Here is a 21,681-nt window from a genome sequence, read left to right as displayed (position 1 = left end):
GTTGGCAACCGTTTACGAACTGGACAGTCACATGCGAAATTACATCTTTTTACGGATATAACCATCGTCGGGAAAAAACAATTGCCGTTTTGTGTTGTAAAATTGCCGGAGACTGTGTATTTTTGCAAACTATTTTGAACTAAAAAATTTGAGTATGCTAAAGAAGATATTGTCTGTTTCCGGAAAGCCGGGTTTATATAAACTTATCTCTACCAGTAAAAACCTTAATATCGTGGAATCGCTTCTCGACGGCAAAAGAGTTCCCGTTTATTTGACCGAAAAAGTGGTTGCCCTCAGCGATGTCTCTATCTACACAACCGAAGAAGATGTGCCGTTGCGCGAAGTTTTCCAGAAAATAAAAGAAAAGGAGAACGGAGAAAAAACGGCTCTTGGCTCAAAGTCATCCAACGGAGAAGTCTTCCGCTATTTTGGAGAGGTGTTGCCCAACTATGACACCGAAAAAGTATACGCTTCAGACATAAAGAAGATATTGAGCTGGTATAATATTCTTATCAACAGCAAAATCGATTTCGAAAAAGTGGAGGAAGCCAATGCCGAAGGACCTGCCGGTAACGAACCGGAAAACAACGAAAAATAAAATCAATTGAACCCTAAAAACTTGTTCACTCGGATAGTAGCGGGAATTATTTATATTGCCGTTATTTTAGTGGGTATTCTGGGAGGTAAATACTCCTTTATCGCTGTTTTCGGGCTATTTTTAGTTATCGGGCTTTATGAATTTTACCGGATGACTGAAAAAAACACCTCTCATGCGATCAGTAAAGCGTTCAATATTGCCTCCGGTTTCCTTATTTTTCTTTCGGCATATCTTTATTTGGAGAATATTTGCAAGATTGCGTTGCCCCTAAGCTCCATAACCTATTTGCTTATCCTGTTTGCTTCGGCGATTTTCATAAACCGGAAAGATATTCTCCACGCCATTATCTATTCCTTTTTCGGACAAATTTACGTTACGTTGCCGCTTTCCATACTGATGTTATTGTCCTATCAATATCAAACGCTCTCCAACGAGTATTACTTTGCTTTTGTGCTGGCTATTTTCGTTATTATCTGGGTAAATGATACGGCGGCTTTCGTGGTAGGTTCCCTCTTGGGGAAACACAAGTTTATCGAAAGGATTTCGCCCAAAAAAACCGTCGAGGGCTTCATCGGGGGAATTGTATTTTCTGTCTTGGCTGCTGTCGTTCTTTCCTCTTTCTTTACCGATTATTCACTGCTTTTCTGGATAGGATTCAGCATTGTTTCAGCACTTTTCGGCACCTTGGGGGATCTGTTCGAGTCACTCATTAAAAGAACTTACGAAGTAAAGGATTCCGGCAGCCTCATTCCCGGACACGGTGGTATTCTCGACCGAATCGACAGCCTGCTTATTGCCATACCGGCAGTTTATATTTATCTCGCTATTATGCTTGTTTCCTAACCTCGTTTTTCTTTAAAAATATAGGTTGTCTCCATTGAACTTTTGTAGCCTCTTGCTGTTTCAACTATAATTGTCATACACCTAAGACGTAATAAGATGAACAAGAAAGCAATTGGAACAAACGCCGGCATCATCTGGAATTTATTGAACAGCAGTGAGAAATGGGACGTTTCTCAATTGATGGAAAAATCAGGCTTGACGGAAATAGAAGTGTACACGGCTATCGGTTGGTTGGCCCGAGAAAACAAGATAGAAATTGAGGAAAGACCAAACAACAAGCACTATTACTACCTTATTGTAGACTATTATTTCTAGTAAAGCCTAAAGAAGAATCAATTTCGGTACGCCGCTATCGAAAGATAAAATTACCGAAGAGACTGCACTACTGCTTATTTTACCTTTTGCAGGCAAAATAAGCAGGATTTCAAATTATTTATACGCGGGAATGAGGAGATTCCGAAGCTATACGCTGCTGCCATCTCCACGCCGATGCCACGGTATTTTCGATAGTCTCCTTTGCTGTCCAGCCAAGAACGTTGTTTGCTTTATCGGGATTAGCCCATATTTGTTCGATATCGCCTTCTCTTCGGCCTACAATCTTGTAATTCAGCTTCTTGCCTGAAACCTTTTCAAAAACATCTATCAGTTCCAGCACCGATACTCCCTTTCCCGTACCGAGATTGAAAATTTCCACTTTTTCATCCACTTTATCCGTGAGCATTCGCTCAATGGCTGTCACGTGCGCTTTGGCCAGATCAACCACATTAATAAAATCGCGGATGCATGAGCCGTCGGGAGTATTGTAATCGTTGCCGAAAACACTTAATTGTTCACGGATTCCCATGCCGGTTTGCGTAATGTACGGCACCAGGTTTTGCGGGACACCTATAGGCAGTTCGCCGATTTCAGCTGATGGATGTGCACCAATCGGGTTAAAATAGCGCAAAATAATACTTTTTACGGGAGCACCGGAATAAATAAAATCCCGGATTATCTCTTCGTTTATCTGTTTGGTGTTTCCGTAAGGCGATTCCGCGGGCTTTATGGGCGCACTTTCATCGATGGGATTGTTATCGGGTTCACCGTAGACCGTGCAAGACGATGAAAAAACGATGCCTTTCACATGAAACTGCGGCATCAGTTCCAGCAGGTTGAGCAACGATACCAGGTTGTTGCGGTAATACAATAGCGGCTTTTGAACCGACTCACCTACCGCTTTGCTGGCTGCAAAATGAACAACACCATCAATTCCCGGATATTTTTCGAACAACGCTCTCATCGCTGGAAAATCGACACAGTCGAGTTCTTCGAAAACAGGCCGTATTCCCGTAATTTTGACAATCCCCTCGATTACCTCCGCATTTGAATTGGATAAATTATCTATAACGACCACTTCATAGCCGGCTTGTTGCAGCTCAACTACCGTGTGCGAACCTATGTATCCGGTCCCGCCTGTAACAAGAATTTTTTTTGACATAAAGAATACTTTCAACTTTTTTACTATAGGCTACAAAGTTAATAAAATAACAGGTAATTTTCAGTATTTTTGTAATTTCCGCAAGAGAACAAAGTTCGGGTAATACCTTGGTCCAAGTTGCCTCAAGAAAGAATGGCAATAGGCATTCAATCAATATTTCCGTTAACATATGTTTTTATCAAAGTTTTTTCCTATTTTTGTGTAGTTCACAGATAATGGATTATCAGGTTAAAACATATTACAACAAGGAGGATCTTCCTCTTTTGAGCGATGTGAAGTTTTTTCACTACGTCTCTTCGTTTGACTGGAACAAAAATATTTCTTTTTACAGGCCTCTGATGATAGTTGTCTTTTACGATCATAAACCTGTAGCTTCAATGTTTGCCCTTATCATGCGCATCAATCGGCTGGTGTATGGTTCGGCGTTCAAAAGGTGTTATATTTCCCAGCAGCCCAGCTTTTACGTTGAAAACGTCAACAAGATAGAAATTTTCGATTTACTTATTTCTTCCCTGGTAAAAGAAGTTGAGAACAAGGTTTTTTTTATCGAATACCGGAACTTGAACGATGCTGTTTTCGGGTATAAAGGATTCCGTGAAAATGGATTCTACTCTGCAAAGTGGATTAACGTGCGAAACTCGTTACAACGAAAAAGAAAGATATGGGACCAATTGTCTTCTACCCGGAAAAATCAGGTCAACAAAGCCCGGCGGAAAGGTGTCGTTGTTGAAGAACTCACTTCTCACGATAAATTACGGGAAATTTATAAACTGATTGACAAGTCCAGGAATTGGAAAATGTCGAACAAATTTCCACCTTACCAATACTTCGAGAATTTTTTCAACTGTTATGTTCCCCAGGGAAAAGGAAAGATGCTGATCAGCCGTTACAACGAAAAGATCATTGGCGGAATTATCCTCGGGTTTGAACAAAAAACGGTTTATGTACTTTATTTTTGGGGAAAGGAGAAAAGGTACAAAACATATTATCCTACTGTTCTCACTATCTATTCAGCAATGGAAATAGCTGAAAAAGAGGGATATGAATTTTTCGATTTTATGGATTCGGGTTACCTGAATATCAATGCTGGAAAGCCTCGTTTCTTACTTCAATTTGGGGGAAAACCCAAATCGACAAGGCGTTGGTACCGCTTCAACTGGCGTTTGCTCAATTTTTTTGCAAAAAAATTATACGATTAACTGGGAAAAAGAATTTATCCGAAACCTATAATGCAAAATTGTGTAAACAATTTCGCATGCACTCGATTGCATTAACCCCTTTAGATTAAATAAAGTTAAGGGTAGTCACTTTTTCACCCTTACATTTGGCTGTAATTAAAAAGCACGCTATATTTGCATCGTGTTTTTCATGGTATTAGATTTAAGGTTAACAATGGAGATTGGTTGTCGTGAGACAACCATTTTCTTTTTATATTGATCCACACTCCGGATTCCTTTTAGTTTTAATCTTTAAACTTCTCCCACAAAGCAGAATGAATGATTTTCCTTGATTCATCTATCAATGTAGGGATATCGCATTCATTCAAATTTTCAGTACAAATAGGCTTGTGAATAATCAATTCCAGTTTATTGGGTTTTAAACAAAGTGAGCCACGTTTCATCACATCGAAAGGGCCGTTAATTGTTAGCGGAACGATAGGTAATCTGAGGTCGTAAGCAATCTGATAAGCTCCCCTTTTAAAATGTCCCAGTTTCCCGGTACGTGACCGGGCTCCTTCAGGAAAGAGCATAATGGAAACATCATCCGTCATTTTCTTTTTGGCTTCACGAATCGTATTGGCACGAGCTGCAGGGCTGGAATTATCCACAAAAACGTGGCCGGCCATTTCCGATGCAAAGCCTACCAAAGGTATATTGCGTAAGCTGGCTTTTTGTACCCATTTTATGTTCTGGTTCAAAAAACCGTAAATTAAAAAAATGTCGAAAGCTCCTTGATGATTGGCTACAAAAACATAAGACTGTTTAGAATTGAGATTTTCGTGTCCGCTGCTCTTTATCCGGCATAAAGCCAGCCAGCAAGTCATTCTTGACCACCATCTCGGGGGCACATATCCCCAATACCGACTTCCAAAAACGGGAGCAAAGACCATTACCGTCAATGCTGTTAAAATAGTAAACAGAAGGAAAATGGGCGCAAAAATAAGCCACTGGTATAAAAATATGAAAATCCTTTTTATCAACTTCATAACACAAGAAAATTCGCACTAACAAAAATAATCATTTTTTGCTATCCCCTGATTATAAAAAAGGTTGTTTTCAACTTCATGAAGGTTTTTGATGTCATAATTGAATTTTTAGCTTAAATAATTTTATTATTTGTGGAATTTTGTGTTTATTTGTGCTACGAAATCAAAAACATAATATAATAAACACACATGAAAGAATTAGCAAGGTATTCAGGCGTAATAGTAATGATTATTGGCGTGCTGATTTTGGCGCTTCCTTTTTTTAGCGGAACGACCAACAACACAAACCTTTTAATTGGTTTACTATTGGTAATTGAGGGTTTTTTGGGGCATCTCTATGTGAATAACATGAAAAAAGGAACTATTGTGGGTAACATTGTCTGGGCAATTATTCTTCTGGTTGTTCCCTATTTTTTGTTCACAGCAATGAAAAACCTGGCATACAGTAAAGACGAGTTTGCGCTGTATAATTAATTACAAAAATTGCATAACACAAAAAAAGAGGATTAAAAAATCCTCTTTTTTTGTGTTATGGCATCCTGTATATGACGCTGTTAATATTCATTCCTGCACCTACCGATGTGAGCACCAGATTATCTCCGGACGAGATGGAGTGTCCATTCATGGCTCCTCTCATCACCATATCCAATAAAGTGGGAACTGTAGCAACAGATGAGTTTCCCAACCACGAAATCGTCATAGGCATTACCGATTCTGGAATATCGTTGATGTTATACAACTTAAACAGTCTTTTGAGAATGGCATCATCCATTTTTCCGTTTGCCTGATGGATCAGTACTTTTTTCACATCGTTTACATGCAATTTAAGCTTGTCCAGACCTGATTTTATAGCTTTGGGAACATTTTCCAATGCATACTGATATAAACGACGGCCGTTCATTTTCAGGTATAAATCCTTTTTACCGGCCAACTCTCTGTCGTACGAATATCCCATGTGAAGCAAGTTTACATAATCCATGGAATCGCTTCGCGAATTATGCCCGATAATACCCACCGGCGTTTCGCTTTCCACTGCTTCTACAATGGCAGCACCAGCTCCATCAGCATAAATCATACTATCGCGGTCATGCGGATCTGAAATCCTCGATAGTACATCGGCACCGATGACCAGTATCTTTTTTGCGTCACCCGAACGAATATAATAATCTGCCTGAATAAGGGCTTGAACCCAGCCCGGACATCCATACAAAATATCGTATGCAATAGCCTGTGGACTCCGGATACCAAGTTTAGCCTTTACGCGCGAAGCAAGCGTAGGCAATATATCAATACGGGTATCATTCGGTTGGGTTTCTCCAAAATTATGTGCCAGAATCACATAATCAAGCTCTTCCCTGTCAATCCCTGCAGATTCGATGGCTTGTTCTGCTGCAATGAGAGCCAGATCAGAGGTTAGTTGATGATCTTCGGCATACCTTCGTTCGGAAATAGTTGTTATTTCTTCAAATTTATCCACTATTTCGCGATTTTCTTTGTCGATTTTTTCACCCGTCGACTCCAGGAAGTCATAATTCAAAAAGTCATCATTCTTAACAACTTTGGAAGGAACATAACTTCCGGTTCCGGTAATCAGGCTGTATATTTTTTTCATATAATAAAGTAATAATATTTATTTTCAGATGAAGGTCGTATAATCGTTTCAGCGCAACTCAAACCGCTGGCTTCACGCTCGTTCCATCATCAATCTCCACAAACAATAACCTAATTTCTCAGCAAAGGTAGCAATTTATTATCAATACAATTAAACTTCACCGGTTTTTCAGCAGGGCATATCCCTTTTTTCTACAATACCTGAAATTAACTTAATCCCAATTCTTTTGCCAGCAATTCGTAACCCTGTCGGCGTCCTTTCATCTGCGAATACAAATCGAAAATAATGATCTCGTCCACCAGGGTTTCTTTGGCCCATTGCCAAAGCATTTCGGAAACTTTACCGGGTGAGCCGATAACGAACTTCCGCATAATGCTTTGCTTCACCGCCTCTTCCTGAAGTGAATACCTATATGAAAGCGCTTCTTCAAAAGTAGGATTAACAATCCTCTTACCAACAGTCAACATCGTCCAGTGTAGAATAGCGGGCGCTGCCTGATAATAAGCTTCTTCATCGGTTTCTGCTGTAAAAACCATAATCGAAAGAATACTTTTAGGTTCCTGAAGATATTCCGAAGGCTTAAACTGCCGGCGATACATGGTAAGCACAGGGACCGCCAAATCTGCGTTTATCTGTGCCGCAAATACAAAAGGCAATCCTTTTGTCAAGGCAAACTCAACACCACCGGTACTGGAACCAAGCATATAGATTTCGGGGATGAGAAATGGGTCTGGCGATGCGTTGATGTGGGCAAAAGGATGTTTGTCGGGCAGGTTGTGGCCCAAGAATCCCAGAAGCTCCGTTAATTGTTCGGGAAACGTATCCTGCTTAATGGCCTCCCACGACCTTCGAAGAGCCAGCGCTGTCCGTCCGTCGGTTCCTGGTGCACGTCCTATACCCAGATCTATTCTGCCGGGATACAATGCCTCAAGCATAGCAAACCGTTCGGCAACACTGAAAGCACTGTGATTGGGCAACATCACTCCTCCCGTTCCTACACGAATCCGTTGAGTCTGCGTCGCAACATGTGCCACCATAATTTCGGGAAACATGCTCATGATCATAGAGGTATTATGATGCTCTGCGAACCAGTAACGGGTGTACCCCAGTTTATCGGCAAGTTTGGCTATTTCTGTGGATTGATTCAGTACTTCTGAAGCAGTTTTGGTTTCTTCAGTAAATTTAGCTAAATCAAGTATGGATAGTTTCAATTTGCTCATTCCGGTTTTGTCAGACAATAGAGATATATAAAGTGAGAATTCCCGTAACAATAGCTATTCCAAAACTCAACAAGGTCCCGATAAGAATATACTCTGTCAGTTTCCGGTTTCGCGAATCTTTCAAATCGCCAAAACGAAATACTGATTTAGCCGCGATCAGAAACCCAATAGCTTCCCAACGCCCCAAAACGACAAACAGGAAAACCAGAAGTCTTTCCAGAATACCGATATAACGGCCGGCATTGGGTAACGACTTTTCTTTATCGAGGTATATATCTTTTGTCCAGTTTGTTAACAGCACCTGAATCCCTATACCGCACACCACAGTTAAGAAAAGAATTGCTGTCACGTAAATCCAAAATTGTAGATTTTCAGCCAGCGCGCCGAAAGATATATCCGGATTAAAAAACAGGTACCACAAAGCCACAATGCTCAACACATGCAACAACTGATCCATCAGAAACCACCCGGTTTTATTGTTTTTTTTCTGAAAAGACAATTTCACCATGTCTATCCCGACATGAACAATGGCAATTGAAAGTGCCACAGCCCAATACCGTAAATCCCATAGAACCAGCCATGCCAACACACCGTGAATGAGGCCATGCAAGTACAACTTGATGGATCTTATGCCTTGTTTTTCTTTTTCCTCAACCCAAGATTTTGACTGAAGAATAAAATCACCGGCCAGATGCATTAAGATAAGCTTGACAAGTATAATCATAAAAGCAACCTTTCTAATTTGCGCCGATACATCTGCTCCATAGACAAAATTTCATCTATATTGGCCCTTTTCCATCTTCCGCTTACAGAGTTTTGTTTTATCCCCAGCCGGCTACCAATCTCGTTTTGGGTATAATCGGGATGTTTCAATACCACCTCCACCAACTCAGCAGAAGCGACCGACCATTTATCCATAAAAACTGAGGCCAGCCTGATAAAAAGATTCATTTCCCCGTCAAAATCCGGCCAGGGGCTTTTAACAAGCAAATTGAATTTTTCTTTTTCCAGTTCTTCAAATTTTTCTCCGGCATTTATAAACGCTTCTCCGTTACTTTCCGTTATCCGTTCGCCCGTATAACTCTTTCCTCCTATGCCTATCGCCATTCTCACATCAATAAGGCTTTTATTAGTTTCATCCGAAACTATCTTCTTTATTAATGCTTTCACCCGTAACGCCTTTTTCAGGGCTTCTTCCGGGCGATCTACTTCCAGTTGAAACGAGTCGCCCCACACGACCTCCCACTGTCCGGGCGATTTTCCCCATTCATTGAACAAGCCTTTCAGCGGCAATAGCCACTTTTCGGAATTCTCTATTTTTCGAGACGAGACAATGTCTCCTTTTATTATTGCTATCATCCGACAAATATCGTGAGAAAAAATGATATATCAAAATATCGTGAGAAATAACGATATTTGAAATTATCGCTGATATAAGCGATAATTTCACACCATAAATCCTAAATTGCAACTAACTCAATCCTTCCACTTTTCCGTTCACAATATCAATCCTTTTGGCTTGTGGATCAGCGGGAAGGCCAGGCATACGCATCATTTCGCCGGCAATAGCGACAATAAACTCCGATCCCTGGTTAATTACAATATCGTTGATCTTAAAGCGAAATCCTTTGGCTACACCATACTCCTTTGGATCGGCAGAGAACGAGAATTGCGTTTTTGCTATGCAAACCGGAAATTTTGCCAGTGGAGTATCGTCTATTCTCTTCAATCGCCTTAATGCCTTTTCGTTAAAGACTACATCCCGTGCACCGTAAATATTAAGTGCAATTTTTTCGAGTTTTGTCCGGATGGAATCTTCATCGGAATAAGTAAACTGTAACGGTTGAGACGGCTCTTTTTCAATGGCTTCCACTACTGCATTAGCCAGCTCAACAGCTCCCTGCCCGCCTTCAACAAACGCATTGTTTACGGCAAAACGAACCCCACGTTGGCGACAAAACTCAGCCACAGCATCTATTTCATCCTGTGTATCAAAAGCATATTTGTTGAATGCCACCACAACAGTTTGACCAAAAGAGGCCAGATTCTCCAGGTGTTTCGACAAGTTCTCCAACCCTTTTTTCAGTCCTTCCATGTCAGGCTGTCTGATATCGGCTTCGGGAGTTCCGCCGTGCATTTTCAGTCCCTGCGCAGTAACGACAATAACCGTTAGTTTGGGTTGCAAACCACTTTTTCTACATTTAATATTAAAAAACTTTTCCGCTCCCAGATCGGCACCGAAACCGGCTTCGGTAATCACATACTCGCCATACGACATGGCCATTTTTGTAGCAGAGACCGAATTGCAACCGTGTGCGATATTTGCAAAGGGGCCTCCATGAACAAATGCTGCCGTATTCTCAGTCGTTTGTACCAAATTGGGATGAATGGCGTCTTTCATCAGTACGGTTATGGCACCTGCAACACCCAGGTCTTTTACCGTAAACGGCTTGTCTTCCCGCGTATAACCCAATAAAATATTTTCGATGCGTCGACGCAAGTCCTCTTCATCCTCCGCCAGACACAAAATAGCCATCAATTCCGATGCTGCTGTAATATCAAAACCACCTTCGAGCGGAACTCCATTTCCCGGGCCAAGTCCAGTAACGATATAGCGCAGACTGCGATCGTTAACATCCAGCACCCGCTTCCAAAGCACTTCCTTGATCTCATGGGGTGTGCCCTGAACACGAAAAATATAATTGTCCAGGAGTGCCGATATTGTGTTGTGAGCCGATGTTATCGCATGAAAATCACCGGTAAAATGCAAATTGATATTCTCCATGGGAAGTACTTGGGCATATCCGCCGCCAGCAGCTCCTCCTTTCATTCCAAATACGGGGCCCAATGAGGGTTCACGTAATGCGACAATGGCTTTTTTACCAATTTTGTTCAGTCCCAATGCCAAGCCGATGGAAACGGTCGTTTTCCCGATTCCTGCTTTGGTGGGTGTAATAGCCGTAACCAAAACCAGCTTGCTTTGGTCAATTTTTTCCTGATTTTTTAACCGCAAGGGCACTTTTGCCATGTACGGACCGTAGTTATGCACCTCATCCCGGTCGATACCTATGTTTTCTGCTACTTCCTTTACTTTTTTTAGCGGTGTCTCTCTTGCAATCTGAATGTCTGATTTCATTTATATGCGGTTTTAAGATATGTTAGACTTCTCTGCAAGTTCGTCTTCCAATTTTATCAACTGATCACGCAACCTCGCCGCTTCAAGGAATTCCAGTTTTTTGGCAGCGGACAGCATAGCCTTTCGGGTCTGTTCGATTTTTGTTTTCAGATCGTCTGCAGTAGCATATTCGGGCAACGGTTCCGAAGCCATGGAATAGTAATCGGGCTCTACGTATGCCCTGGCTCCGGCGGTAACCGTATACTCCTTGTTTAGCGCGGATGACCGGGCTTTTATTATCTGTTGTGGCGTAATGCCGTGTTGTTCGTTGTATTTTATCTGCTTCTCCCGCCGACGGTTAGTTTCACCGATAGTCGTTTGCATGCTGTCGGTTATTTTATCGGCATAGAATATGACTTTCCCATTAACGTTTCGGGCGGCACGCCCGGCGGTTTGTGTCAGGGAACGATGCGACCGTAAGAAACCTTCCTTGTCGGCATCCAGGACAGCGACAAGCGAAACTTCGGGAAGATCCAATCCTTCGCGAAGCAGGTTGACTCCGATGAGCACATCAAAAATCCCGCTTCGCAGATCATCCATAATCTTCACGCGCTCGAGTGTTTCTACGTCGGAATGGATGTAGTTGCAACGTATATCGTGCTGTGAAAGGTAATCGGTCAGTTCTTCCGCCATGCGTTTGGTGAGTGTGGTTACGAGGACACGTTCATTTTTTTCTACCCGCAGCTGAATCTCCTCCATCAAATCATCAACCTGATTCAAACTCGGGCGCACATCAATGGGCGGGTCGAGCAATCCCGTCGGGCGGATCAGCTGGTCTACGACAATCCCTTCCGATTTTTCCAATTCATAATCGGCAGGAGTAGCGCTTACAAAAATGATTTCAGGCGTATGTGCTTCAAATTCCTCAAACGTAAGCGGGCGGTTATCTATGGCTGCAGGCAGGCGAAAACCGTATTCAACCAGGTTAAGCTTCCGCGAATGGTCACCGCCGTACATCGCCCGGATTTGAGGGATAGTCACGTGGCTTTCGTCGATAACGGTAAGGTAGTCTTCGGGAAAGAAGTCGAGCAGGCAGAAAGGCCGTGTTCCGGGCAAACGCCCGTCAAAATAGCGTGAATAATTCTCAATGCCCGAGCAATACCCAATCTCCTTGATCATTTCCACATCGTACGTAACACGTTCGTACAGGCGCTTGGCTTCAAGGGGTTTTCCGATGGACTGGAAAAACTCCACCTGTTTTCCCAGATCGATTTGGATTTCATCTATGGCGCGAAAAATCCGTTCTTTGGTAGTTACAAAAAGGTTGGCCGGAAAAATCCGGTAGGAGTTCAGGCGCTCGGTGGTCACTCCCGTGAGCGGGTCGACCGTTTCGATACTTTCTATTTCATCGCCCCAGAAGATTACGCGTACGATATAATCGTGGTATGCCAAAAAAACATCAACCGTATCCCCTTTCACGCGGAAATTTCCCCGGCTGAATTCGGCGGTTTCGTCGCGCGAATACAAGCTGTTTACAAGCAACCGCAGGAAATGGTCCCGTTCCAGCAATTGTCCCTCGCTGATATCCACAGTCGTTTTGTTGAAATCCTCCGGATTTCCGATTCCGTAGAGGCAGGAGACCGACGAAACAACAATCACGTCGTTTCGTCCCGAGAGCAACGATGAAGTGGCTGCCAAACGCAATTTTTCAATTTCATCGTTAATGGACAGGTCTTTCTCAATGTAAGTGTCTGTAGTTGGAATATAAGCCTCGGGTTGGTAATAGTCGTAATAAGAGACGAAATACTCCACCGCATTATTTGGGAAAAAGCCTTTGAACTCACTGTACAGTTGTGCTGCCAGTGTCTTGTTGTGGCTCAGCACCAACGTGGGTTTGTTCAATTGTGCTATCACGTTGGCAATGGTAAATGTCTTTCCCGAACCGGTAACTCCCAACAACGTCTGATAGGGGACTTTCTGTCTGAGTCCCTCTGTCAAAGCCTTTATGGCTTCCGGCTGATCGCCGGTAGGCCTGTATTCGGATGTAAGTTGGAATTGCATAGTTGTCATAAAACAACTTAATCCTCCATTTGTTTGGAGCCGCTGTATTTCTTACCCGCTGCTTCAGCCCGGATTGCTTGTCGCATCGAGATCTTTCTTTACAATGTTTGGAAGTTCCAGCCCAAAGCCTTTTTTCTTGTCCAGTGCTTTCAGGTAGAAAGCCAGTAAAAGTGCTGCAACTCCAAATCCGGCAAAGATAAGCATCGGAACAGTATAATTATATTTTACAGCTTCACCGGATGCAATCTGTTCGGCAATACCCGGGTTACTTCTTTTTAATGCCCATCCTATCAAAACCGGAGTCAGCATTAATCCAATGTTCTGAATCCAGAATATGATGGAATAAGCAGATCCCAAAACCTTGTTTTCCACCAACTTAGGAACTGAAGGCCACAGCGATGCAGGAACCAGGGAGAACGAAACACCCAGTACAATGATAGCTCCTAACGCCACGGCAAACGTAAAGTTTTCCTCCGGTGTAAGCGCAAAAATCAAATGGCAAACAATCACTAGCAGGGACCCCAACATCAGCATGGTAGCCGCCTTCCCCTTGTTATCAATAAACCATCCCAGCAAGGGTGTTAAAATCATGGCTCCAATAGGAAAATAGGAAAACAAGCCGCTCGCTTCGGAGGTAGTCATTCCCAAACGGCTTTCGAGCATCCCGGTAGCAAACTTCTGAAACGGGAAAATCGCTGAATAAAACAGAACGCATAGCCCGGCTACAACCATAAAGGTTTTTGACGTAAATATAGCTTTTAAATCGCTGATCCTGAACTCCTCTTCCGAGGAAGATTCATTACCGGTTCTGAGAGCATCGGTTTGCGAATCGAGCTTTTTATCGAAGAAGAAGTACACACTGAAAGTCAACAATCCGATCAGGAGCAACAAAGTCCCCACACCTACCGAAAGCGAAATGCCCCCCTTTTCAGCCAGGTACGGCGACAAACGGAATACGGCAAAAACACCCAGCCGCGCAATAGCCATCTCCAGGCCCATGGCCAGTGCCAATTCTTTTCCGGCAAACCATTTCACGATCCCTTTGGAAACGGTAACTCCCGCCATCTCAACCCCACAACCAAAAATAGCAAAACCAACCGAAGCCACTTTTGCCGATGCAGGAAACCCGGTCCAGAAAGAGTTGAAGAAATCGTATCCGAAGCCTCCGGCATTAAAATAATCGCTGATGCCATACAGCTTTATGGACGCTCCGATTACCATCAGGGAACCGGAGACAAGTGCAGCTTTCCTTACACCAATCCGGTCTAAAATAATTCCGGCAAATATCAGGAAGAAAGCAAATACATTCAGGAAGTATTCCGAACCGGCGACCGCACCAAAAGTGTCGGGCGTCCATTTCAGCGAAGTTTCGAGCATGGTACTCAGGGGTGCCAAAACATCGATAAACATATAAGCCACAAACATTGTGGAAGCCAGCAGTATTAATGCGGTCCATCTTGCCACGGAAGAATCACGAAGCGTACTGTGAATTTTCTCTACCATTTAATTTTTATTTTATGTTATGAAAGTGTTTCGAATGTGCAAAGATAAAAAAAATCACCGTTCTTTTACAGCGCATCCACGTGTAACCGGTTTAAAAACGCAACGGTTTTGTGAATCTCCTTATACATGACAATGTCTTCCTCTACAAAGGGTACCTCTTTCCGGTATTCTTTGATGGTTTTTTCAATAACAGGCGACGATTTAAGCGGACGACGAAACTCCATCGCTTGCACAGCATTCATCAGTTCTATCGATAAAATCAGATCAAGGTTATCCATTACTTTCAGCAATTTTATAGCCGATGTAGCCCCCATACTCACGTGGTCCTCCTGTCCGTTTGACGATACAATGGAATCACTCGAGGCCGCATAGCAATACATCTTGTTCTGACTTACGATGGAAGCCGACACGTATTGGGGAATCATAAATCCGGAATTCAATCCCGGATTAGCCACTAAAAATTCGGGCAGACTGCGGTTCCCGAGGATCAGTTGTGCTACCCGGCGTTCTGAAATATTACCGAGTTCGGCGAGGGCGAGTGCCAAGAAATCAAAAGTAATGGCGAGTGGCTGACCGTGAAAATTTCCGCCCGATATGATTTGATCATCATCGGGAAAGATGGTAGGATTATCGGTCACGGAATTGATTTCCGTAAACAATACCGATTTCACGTATGCGATAGCATCTTTGGTGGCACCGTGAACTTGCGGAATACAACGAAACGAGTAGGGATCCTGTATATGCTTCTTTTCCCGGGATATCAATTCACTACCCTCCAGAAACCGGGTAATATTCTGTGACGTTTCCAATTGTCCCAGGTGTGGACGGATAAGGTGTAACTTCTCGTCAAAAGGCTCCAGGTGTCCGTCGTAGGCATCGAGCGAAATAGCCGCGATCAGGTCGGCACGTTTCGACAAGCGTTGTGCTTTCATAACCGCAAACACTCCGTGTGCCGACATAAACTGGGTACCGTTCAGTAATGCCAGCCCTTCCTTGCTTTTCAAAGTAAGGGGTTCCCAGCCAAATTCGTCGAGCACACTACCGATATCGCGTTTCTGCCCTTTGTAATATACATCTCCCACACCTATCAAAGGCAGAAACAGGTTGGCTAACGGTGCCAGGTCGCCTGATGCCCCCAGGGAGCCTTTATCGTAGACCACAGGCAGGATATCGTTGTTGAACAGATCGAGCATCCGTTGAACGGTTGCTACCTGCACACCGCTATAACCCAGTGAAAGTGCGTGTGCTTTGAGCAGAAACATCAGTTTTACAATCACCGGCTTAACTTCTTCCCCAACACTGCACGCGTGTGATTTCACCAGATTCTCCTGCAACATATGCAAATCGTTGTTCGAAATGGTGCGGTTGCATAGGGACCCAAAACCGGTGGAGATTCCGTAAATAGGTTCCTGCTGATTTTGCATTTTCCGATCGAGATAATCACGGCATTTTTGAATACGTTCTTTGGCTTCCTGCGATAATTCGAGTTTGATGTTTTCATTGATGATCCGTTCAAGGTCGTCGAACGTGAGTTCATCTTTTCCGATATAATAGATATTTTTCACTTTATACTTATAGTTGTGTTTTTACCCAATCCGTCAACTCTTTTTCTTTTACCTCTGTTTCTTTTTCTATGCGATTGCAAGCGTCTGTCAGCTTTTGCACGAATCCAGCATCCTTTAATCCTCCCAGGTTGATGCGCACGTTCAGCAGCGCACCCAAGACGGCAGTCCGGCAGGTCATCATTGCCACACAGCCGTCGGTAATGGCATTTTTGTTACCCTTGCGGGTAGTTTCAACAATGAGGTCAAGCATTCCGAAAGCACGCTCAGCAATTTCCATCGGAACGAGTGCGGCAATCTTGGTCGCCTCCTGAATATTTTGGTTACGATATGCTTTTTCCTCATCTGTTTCTTTCGGAAGCTTAAATGCTTCGAAAACCAGGTTATAAGCTTCACTATCACGATCGATATCGTTCAGAAAATGCATCCTGAATTCTTCAAATCTTCCGGCATTTTTTTTCATCCGTTCTTCCACATCCGTGTAATTTTTCCTGCCAATAGTCAGGTTTGCCAGCATTTGTACCAATGACGATGATATGGCTCCGTTTAATGCCGATACACTTCCGCCACCGGGTACAGGCTCATTCCCGGCGGTTTTTTCCAAGAATTGTTTTACAGTTAAATCCTGTAGTTTCATTTTATTTATTTAAAATCTGATATTTAACGATTAACAAGAACCTGTCCACGTTTGATAACTTTTTCTACGATGTTCATACCCACGTGATAGGGCAAGAATTTGTACGACGGAAATTGCAACAGCACCAGGTCAGCTTGTTTCCCCACATCGATGCTGCCGATTTTGTCGGCTCTGCCGACAGCAGCCGCACTGTTAATAGTGAAAGCGGTGACTGCTTCTTCGGGCGACATTTTCATGTAAATACACGCCAACGCAAACAGCAAGGGCACAGATGCGCTGAACGAACTGCCCGGATTAAAATCGGTTGCCAAGGAAACCATACAGTTATTGTCAATCATTGTCCGGGCACGGGCAAAATTTTCGCGTAGAGAGAAAGCCGTAAGCGGCAGCAGTGTGGAAACCACTCCTGCCTTTGCCATTGCACGAATGCCTTTGTCCGATGCTTTCAGCAAATGGTCGGCAGACAGGCAACCAAGTTCAGCAGCAAGCTCGGCTCCTCCGAACGGTACAATTTCATCGGCGTGAATTTTCAGCTTGAAGCCGAATTCTCGTGCTGCAGTCAGGTAGCGGCGCGATTGTTCTACAGTAAATACATTTTTTTCACAGAAAATATCAGCGCATTCCGCCAGTTTTTCCTGTGCTACCAAAGGGAACATTTCGTTTATGTTGAAATCGATAAACTCATCCTCCCTACCTTTCCACTCCTCAGGAGTAGCGTGCGCGCCCATGAACGTGGAAACGACATCCAGGGGATGTTCGTCGTTGAGGCGCCGCATGACACGAAGCTGTTTCAGTTCGGTTTCCCTATCGAGCCCATAACCGCTTTTACCTTCGACGGTAGTGATACCGAGCTGCATCATGGCGTCAAGCCGTTGTTTCCCGGCAATAAAAAGTTCATCTTCCGAAGCGGCGCGCGTAGCGCGTGTAGTATTTACAATACCGCCGCCGCGGTTCATGATATCCATATAACTGTCCCCGCGCATCCGCCACGCAAATTCCTCTTCCCGGTAGCCGCCAAACACAAAATGCGTGTGAGGATCTACAAATCCGGGAAGCAAGGCTTTACCCTCCGCACAAATCACTTCGTAATCCGACAGGTTTACGGAAAGACTTTCACCCTCTTTCAGCACGTGAGAGATGACACCGTCAGTAATAACGACTGTTCCATTCTCAATCACATGCAGGTCCGACATATCCCTACCTCTTTTCCCTGTGAATCCGCTACAGGTAACTACTTGCGAAGCATTTTTTACAACAAGGTTGTTCATCTTTTTTATTTACCCTTTATTTTCCTTTTCCATTCCTTCCAGCCCAGTATCGCCAAAACCAAAAAAACAGCGTATTGAGCGCTCGTAAAATACAATCCCTGTGACGCGTAGATGGGGATTGACACAATATTACCTATAATCCAGAACTGCCAGTTTTCCAGCTTTTTAAATGCCATTAAAAGGGTAGCTACCAAAAAAAATGCTGTATTAAAGGAATCGATATAGGGCAGATACGATTGAATGTAACCGGTATCGGTCCGGTTCACATACCTCAAAAGAAAAAAAAGGGCTACATAAATCACTACCACTGCGGTCCAGGAAATCATGTTCTCCCTGGAAGTATTGTGTTTGATCTGTAATTTACGGCTGTCTCCGTCGATACGGGACCATAAATACCATCCGTAAACATTCGAAGCCAGGTAAACCACGTTAATTCCGGCGTTCGCATACAATCGGGCGGCAAAACAGATGTAGATATAAATTGCTACGTTTATGATTCCGAAAGGAAAGACTAGAATATTTTCCTTCCGGGCAAACCAAACGCTCAAAACGCCAAAAGCTGCGGCAACAGGTTCTATCCAGTCCATAGGTAAATCTCGTTTTATTCCATCAGTTTTGTTTCGAGTACCTGGCTTAGTGAAAAATTCTCAAGACCAAGATAATATGCGGCAGTATCTACCAATGCTTCCAGGGGTACCAGACCTACGATTTCAGCTCCAATAATAGGCACACCGTAACGGTTAGCTTCTATACGAACCAGTTCGTGGGCCCTGTAAATGGCCGTTTTGGTATAATCGGTCAGGTTCATGGAAACCTGGGTTATGCCTCGTTCCTCCAGCGCCACGCCCATTCCTCTACAGAAACGCAATCCACCTCCGATAAAACGCACTTTTTTGGCGATTGCCTGAGCAATTTCAAGGTTGCCGGTTCCTAAGTTCACGTTGTAGGCCACCAAAGGCATACGTGCCCCCACAGCAACAGCTCCGGCCGTGGAATGACGTTCCGCGGGTCCGAAATCGGGTTTCCACTCCTCTTTTTTTATTTTTTCCGCCATTCCTTCAAACTCACCTTTCCGGATGTTCGCTAAGTTTTCACGATGGGGCGCCGAAGCCGATTTTTCATACAGGAAAACAGGCAGGTTATAGCGCTCTGCAACCGCTTGTGCGACCTCTTTTGAAAGTGCTACGGCATCCTCCGATGTTACGTTCTTGATGGGAATAAAAGGGACTACGTCAACGGCGCCCATTCGGGGGTGTTGTCCCCTGTGCTGGTTCATGTCGATAAGTTCTACCGCTTTACCTACGGCTTGGATAACGGCATTTTTCAACTCTTCGGGTTCGCCTAGAACGGTCACAACAAGCCGGTTATGGTCTTCATCCCTGCTATAATCCAACAGTTTTACATTCTCTTTAGCGCGGAAGCATTCCACGATCTTTTCAATTTTCTCTTTGTCGCACCCTTCGCTGAAATTAGGCACGCATTCCATGATTTTGTTCATATCAAGACTCCTGCTCCCCAGGAAAAGAGCTTTTTAAAATTATTGTTTGTAATTTGTGATATTCTTTATTATTTCCTCATCCACCAGGTAGGGTTCGGTAATGTGATAACCGTCGACAAACGACCGGTTAAAATCCTGAACGGTACTCATGGCATTTGGATTTCTTGCCCATGAACGGCGGGCAACACCTCCCATAACGTCCCAAATCATTGCCGAGCGGAGGATTTCGTCCACGCGTTCACTGCCGTCACACACCATTCCGAATCCACCGTTAACGGCTTTTCCTATACCTACGCCACCTCCGTTGTGCAGTGCCACCAGGCTCATCCCCCGCGCAGCATTCCCGGCGAAGCATTGTACGGCCATATCCGCCATCACGTTACTGCCGTCCTTGATGTTTGCAGTCTCGCGGAATGGGGAATCGGTGCCGCTCACATCATGGTGGTCACGCCCGAGCATCACGGGGCCGATCTCTCCGTTTCGCACCATCTCGTTGAACCTTAATGCAATATTCAAGCGTCCAAGCGCATCCTGATACAAAATACGGGCTTGAGTACCTACAACAAGTCGATTCTTTTCCGCGTCGCGAATCCAAATCCAGTTATCCATATCTTGTCCGCGGCGTGTAGGATCAATACAATCCATGGCAGCTTTATCCGTTTTGATCAGATCTTCGTGTTTTCCGCTCAGGCACACCCAACGGAAAGGGCCATAACCGTAATCGAACAACTCGGGTCCCATGATATCTTCCACGTACGAAGGGAAAATAAACCCCTCTTTATCGTCGACGCCGTTTTTCGAAATCTCAATCACGCCGGCATCGTAAACCGCTTTCATAAACGAGTTTCCATAATCAAAGAAGTAAGTGCCGTTGGCAACCAGTTTTCTGACGACATTGAAATGACGACGCAAGGATGCATCCACCAATTCATGAAACCGGGTTCGGTCTTCTTCCAGCAACCGGGTACGCTCATCGAACGGGATTCCCGCAGGGCAATATCCGCCCGTGTAGGGTTCGTGGCAGGAGGTCTGGTCACTCAACAGATCGATATGGATATTTTTTGCCTCTGCAAATTCAAGCAAATCGACAATGTTTCCGTGATATGCAATAGAAAGTGGTTTTTTGTGTGCCATCGACTCACGAGCCCAGGCGAAAGCCTGTTGCTTGTCTCCGGTTATTTTGTGTACCCACCCCTGCGAATGACGGGTTTCTATCCGCGAATAATCCACCTCTGCCACGATGGATACCGCGCCGGCAATATCGGCAGCTTTAGGTTGCGCACCGCTCATTCCACCCAATCCCGACGATACAAACAGGTGTCCCCGTAAATCTCCGTCTTGCGGTATGCCAAGCTTTAACCTTCCGGCATTGAGCAATGTGTTGAATGTTCCGTGAACAATTCCCTGAGGACCGATATACATCCAACCCCCGGCCGTCATTTGTCCGTAGTTGGCAACGCCCATCTGTGCGGCAATCTCCCAATCTGGGAGATTATCGAATTGACCAATCATCATTGAATTGGTTATAATCACACGCGGTGCATCGGGTTTGGATTTAAACAATCCGAGCGGATGTCCGCTTTCCACCACAAGCGTTTGCTCTTGTGTCAACTGTTCCAGGTACATTTTTATCAACCGGTACTGCATCCAGTTCTGACAGACCTGACCTGTTTCGCCATAGGTTACCAGTTCGTATGGATACAAGGCTATATCAAAACAGAGGTTGTTGTCAATCATCACCTGGAAAGCTTTTCCTTCCACGCAATTTCCTTTATAATCATCTATCGGCTTTGCTTTCAGATCACCTTCGGGACGATAACGGTAGCCATAAATTCTCCCCCTGGTCCATAGCTCTTCTAAAAATTCAGGAGCCAGCTTCTTATGCAATTCACACGGAATATAGCGTAAAACGTTTTTTAAGGCGATTTCGGCCTGGGCAGGTGTCAGTCGGAAGCCGCGGTCGGGCGCACGGCGAATACCCTCTTTAAAGGTAGGATAATGAGGCAATTCGCTGGATAAGGTTATTTTCACTTTATCAGACATTTAGACATTAGAGTTACAAACTTCTGGACAAATGTTCC

Annotated in this window: 20 protein-coding genes; 5 read left to right on the top strand and 15 right to left on the bottom strand. The window is 44.1% G+C overall.

Going from position 1 to position 21,681, the window contains the following annotated elements; translation table 11 throughout:
* The first annotated feature begins 154 nt into the window (after positions 1-154).
* From KCV26_12955 to KCV26_12945, 3 genes are all read left to right on the top strand, one after another.
* Positions 155-598: a DUF5606 domain-containing protein gene (locus KCV26_12955; protein ID WZX36201.1), complete on the top strand. Its 444-nt coding sequence runs from the start codon at positions 155-157 to the stop codon at positions 596-598.
* A 6-nt stretch (positions 599-604) separates the two neighbouring features.
* On the top strand, positions 605-1,441 hold the full coding sequence (locus tag KCV26_12950) for a phosphatidate cytidylyltransferase (protein WZX36200.1): 837 nt from the start codon (positions 605-607) through the stop codon (positions 1,439-1,441).
* A 96-nt stretch (positions 1,442-1,537) separates the two neighbouring features.
* Positions 1,538-1,756, top strand: a complete 219-nt coding sequence (locus KCV26_12945) for a winged helix-turn-helix domain-containing protein (protein WZX36199.1) — start codon at positions 1,538-1,540, stop codon at positions 1,754-1,756.
* 118 nt (positions 1,757-1,874) lie between these two features.
* Here the strand turns inward: KCV26_12945 and galE are convergent, their stop codons facing one another.
* The gene (gene galE, locus KCV26_12940) at positions 1,875-2,918 is read right to left on the bottom strand and encodes a UDP-glucose 4-epimerase GalE (protein ID WZX36198.1); all 1,044 of its coding nucleotides are present in this window, start codon (positions 2,916-2,918) and stop codon (positions 1,875-1,877) included.
* A gap of 215 nt (positions 2,919-3,133) precedes the next feature.
* Here galE and KCV26_12935 point away from each other — a divergent pair, with 215 nt between their 5' ends.
* Positions 3,134-4,117: a peptidoglycan bridge formation glycyltransferase FemA/FemB family protein gene (locus tag KCV26_12935; GenBank protein WZX36197.1), complete on the top strand. Its 984-nt coding sequence runs from the start codon at positions 3,134-3,136 to the stop codon at positions 4,115-4,117.
* A 263-nt stretch (positions 4,118-4,380) separates the two neighbouring features.
* Here KCV26_12935 and KCV26_12930 read toward each other — a convergent pair whose 3' ends face one another.
* The gene (locus tag KCV26_12930; GenBank protein WZX36196.1) at positions 4,381-5,124 is read right to left on the bottom strand and encodes a 1-acyl-sn-glycerol-3-phosphate acyltransferase; all 744 of its coding nucleotides are present in this window, start codon (positions 5,122-5,124) and stop codon (positions 4,381-4,383) included.
* 189 nt (positions 5,125-5,313) lie between these two features.
* Here KCV26_12930 and KCV26_12925 point away from each other — a divergent pair, with 189 nt between their 5' ends.
* Positions 5,314-5,598 (top strand): hypothetical protein, encoded by a 285-nt coding sequence (locus KCV26_12925; protein WZX36195.1) that lies wholly within the window; start codon positions 5,314-5,316, stop codon positions 5,596-5,598.
* Positions 5,599-5,653: 55 nt separating this feature from the next.
* On the opposite strand, the gene KCV26_12920 is transcribed toward KCV26_12925, so the two are convergent.
* The 13 genes from KCV26_12920 to KCV26_12860 all read right to left on the bottom strand — a co-directional run bounded on the left by KCV26_12920 (position 5,654) and on the right by KCV26_12860 (position 21,631).
* The gene (locus KCV26_12920; GenBank protein WZX36194.1) at positions 5,654-6,736 is read right to left on the bottom strand and encodes a ketoacyl-ACP synthase III; all 1,083 of its coding nucleotides are present in this window, start codon (positions 6,734-6,736) and stop codon (positions 5,654-5,656) included.
* Positions 6,737-6,942: 206 nt separating this feature from the next.
* Complete coding sequence (locus KCV26_12915) at positions 6,943-7,956, bottom strand: LLM class flavin-dependent oxidoreductase (GenBank protein WZX36193.1); 1,014 nt, start codon at positions 7,954-7,956, stop codon at positions 6,943-6,945.
* A 10-nt stretch (positions 7,957-7,966) separates the two neighbouring features.
* A complete protein-coding gene (locus KCV26_12910) occupies positions 7,967-8,680 on the bottom strand; it encodes a DUF3307 domain-containing protein (GenBank protein ID WZX36192.1) in 714 nt (237 codons plus the stop codon).
* Positions 8,677-9,315: a hypothetical protein gene (locus KCV26_12905; GenBank protein WZX36191.1), complete on the bottom strand. Its 639-nt coding sequence runs from the start codon at positions 9,313-9,315 to the stop codon at positions 8,677-8,679. The genes KCV26_12910 and KCV26_12905 overlap by 4 nt, the downstream gene beginning before the upstream one ends.
* Positions 9,316-9,427: 112 nt before the next feature.
* Positions 9,428-11,092, bottom strand: coding sequence for a formate--tetrahydrofolate ligase (locus tag KCV26_12900; protein ID WZX36190.1), 1,665 nt, complete (start codon positions 11,090-11,092; stop codon positions 9,428-9,430).
* Between the two features lie 12 nt (positions 11,093-11,104).
* Positions 11,105-13,132 carry an excinuclease ABC subunit UvrB gene (uvrB, locus tag KCV26_12895; GenBank protein WZX36189.1) on the bottom strand — a complete coding sequence of 676 codons (2,028 nt, stop codon included), beginning with the start codon at positions 13,130-13,132 and terminating at the stop codon, positions 11,105-11,107.
* 63 nt (positions 13,133-13,195) lie between these two features.
* The gene (locus KCV26_12890; protein WZX36188.1) at positions 13,196-14,635 is read right to left on the bottom strand and encodes an MFS transporter; all 1,440 of its coding nucleotides are present in this window, start codon (positions 14,633-14,635) and stop codon (positions 13,196-13,198) included.
* A gap of 65 nt (positions 14,636-14,700) precedes the next feature.
* On the bottom strand, positions 14,701-16,200 hold the full coding sequence (gene hutH / locus KCV26_12885; protein ID WZX36187.1) for a histidine ammonia-lyase: 1,500 nt from the start codon (positions 16,198-16,200) through the stop codon (positions 14,701-14,703).
* A gap of 7 nt (positions 16,201-16,207) precedes the next feature.
* Entirely contained in the window at positions 16,208-16,834 is a 627-nt protein-coding gene (locus KCV26_12880; GenBank protein ID WZX36186.1) for a cyclodeaminase/cyclohydrolase family protein, read from the bottom strand.
* 23 nt (positions 16,835-16,857) lie between these two features.
* Positions 16,858-18,102, bottom strand: coding sequence for an imidazolonepropionase (locus tag KCV26_12875; protein ID WZX36185.1), 1,245 nt, complete (start codon positions 18,100-18,102; stop codon positions 16,858-16,860).
* A 5-nt stretch (positions 18,103-18,107) separates the two neighbouring features.
* Positions 18,108-18,689 carry a nicotinamide mononucleotide transporter gene (locus KCV26_12870; protein ID WZX36184.1) on the bottom strand — a complete coding sequence of 194 codons (582 nt, stop codon included), beginning with the start codon at positions 18,687-18,689 and terminating at the stop codon, positions 18,108-18,110.
* Positions 18,690-18,703: 14 nt separating this feature from the next.
* Positions 18,704-19,600: a glutamate formimidoyltransferase gene (gene ftcD / locus KCV26_12865; protein WZX36183.1), complete on the bottom strand. Its 897-nt coding sequence runs from the start codon at positions 19,598-19,600 to the stop codon at positions 18,704-18,706.
* A 39-nt stretch (positions 19,601-19,639) separates the two neighbouring features.
* The gene (locus tag KCV26_12860) at positions 19,640-21,631 is read right to left on the bottom strand and encodes a urocanate hydratase (protein ID WZX36182.1); all 1,992 of its coding nucleotides are present in this window, start codon (positions 21,629-21,631) and stop codon (positions 19,640-19,642) included.
* Positions 21,632-21,681: the final 50 nt, after the last annotated feature.

Origin of the sequence: Petrimonas sulfuriphila (assembly GCA_038561985.1) — a bacterium.
Classification (GTDB): Bacteria; Bacteroidota; Bacteroidia; order Bacteroidales; family Dysgonomonadaceae; genus Petrimonas; species Petrimonas sulfuriphila.
This window is presented reverse-complemented; position numbering and strand designations above follow the sequence as displayed.

Bases quoted from the DNA above. Each gene is read 5' to 3' on its own strand.
- KCV26_12955 (WZX36201.1), top strand. From the start codon at position 155: ATGCTAAAGAAGATATTGTCTGTTTCCGGAAAGCCGGGTTTATATAAA.
- KCV26_12945 (WZX36199.1), top strand. From the start codon at position 1,538: ATGAACAAGAAAGCAATTGGAACAAACGCCGGCATCATCTGGAATTTA.
- galE (WZX36198.1), bottom strand. From the start codon at position 2,918: ATGTCAAAAAAAATTCTTGTTACAGGCGGGACCGGATACATAGGTTCG.
- KCV26_12935 (WZX36197.1), top strand. From the start codon at position 3,134: ATGGATTATCAGGTTAAAACATATTACAACAAGGAGGATCTTCCTCTT.
- KCV26_12930 (WZX36196.1), bottom strand. From the start codon at position 5,124: ATGAAGTTGATAAAAAGGATTTTCATATTTTTATACCAGTGGCTTATT.
- KCV26_12925 (WZX36195.1), top strand. From the start codon at position 5,314: ATGAAAGAATTAGCAAGGTATTCAGGCGTAATAGTAATGATTATTGGC.
- KCV26_12920 (WZX36194.1), bottom strand. From the start codon at position 6,736: ATGAAAAAAATATACAGCCTGATTACCGGAACCGGAAGTTATGTTCCT.
- KCV26_12915 (WZX36193.1), bottom strand. From the start codon at position 7,956: ATGAGCAAATTGAAACTATCCATACTTGATTTAGCTAAATTTACTGAA.
- KCV26_12910 (WZX36192.1), bottom strand. From the start codon at position 8,680: ATGATTATACTTGTCAAGCTTATCTTAATGCATCTGGCCGGTGATTTT.
- KCV26_12905 (WZX36191.1), bottom strand. From the start codon at position 9,315: ATGATAGCAATAATAAAAGGAGACATTGTCTCGTCTCGAAAAATAGAG.
- KCV26_12900 (WZX36190.1), bottom strand. From the start codon at position 11,092: ATGAAATCAGACATTCAGATTGCAAGAGAGACACCGCTAAAAAAAGTA.
- uvrB (WZX36189.1), bottom strand. From the start codon at position 13,132: ATGCAATTCCAACTTACATCCGAATACAGGCCTACCGGCGATCAGCCG.
- KCV26_12890 (WZX36188.1), bottom strand. From the start codon at position 14,635: ATGGTAGAGAAAATTCACAGTACGCTTCGTGATTCTTCCGTGGCAAGA.
- KCV26_12880 (WZX36186.1), bottom strand. From the start codon at position 16,834: ATGAAACTACAGGATTTAACTGTAAAACAATTCTTGGAAAAAACCGCC.
- KCV26_12875 (WZX36185.1), bottom strand. From the start codon at position 18,102: ATGAACAACCTTGTTGTAAAAAATGCTTCGCAAGTAGTTACCTGTAGC.
- KCV26_12870 (WZX36184.1), bottom strand. From the start codon at position 18,689: ATGGACTGGATAGAACCTGTTGCCGCAGCTTTTGGCGTTTTGAGCGTT.
- ftcD (WZX36183.1), bottom strand. From the start codon at position 19,600: ATGAACAAAATCATGGAATGCGTGCCTAATTTCAGCGAAGGGTGCGAC.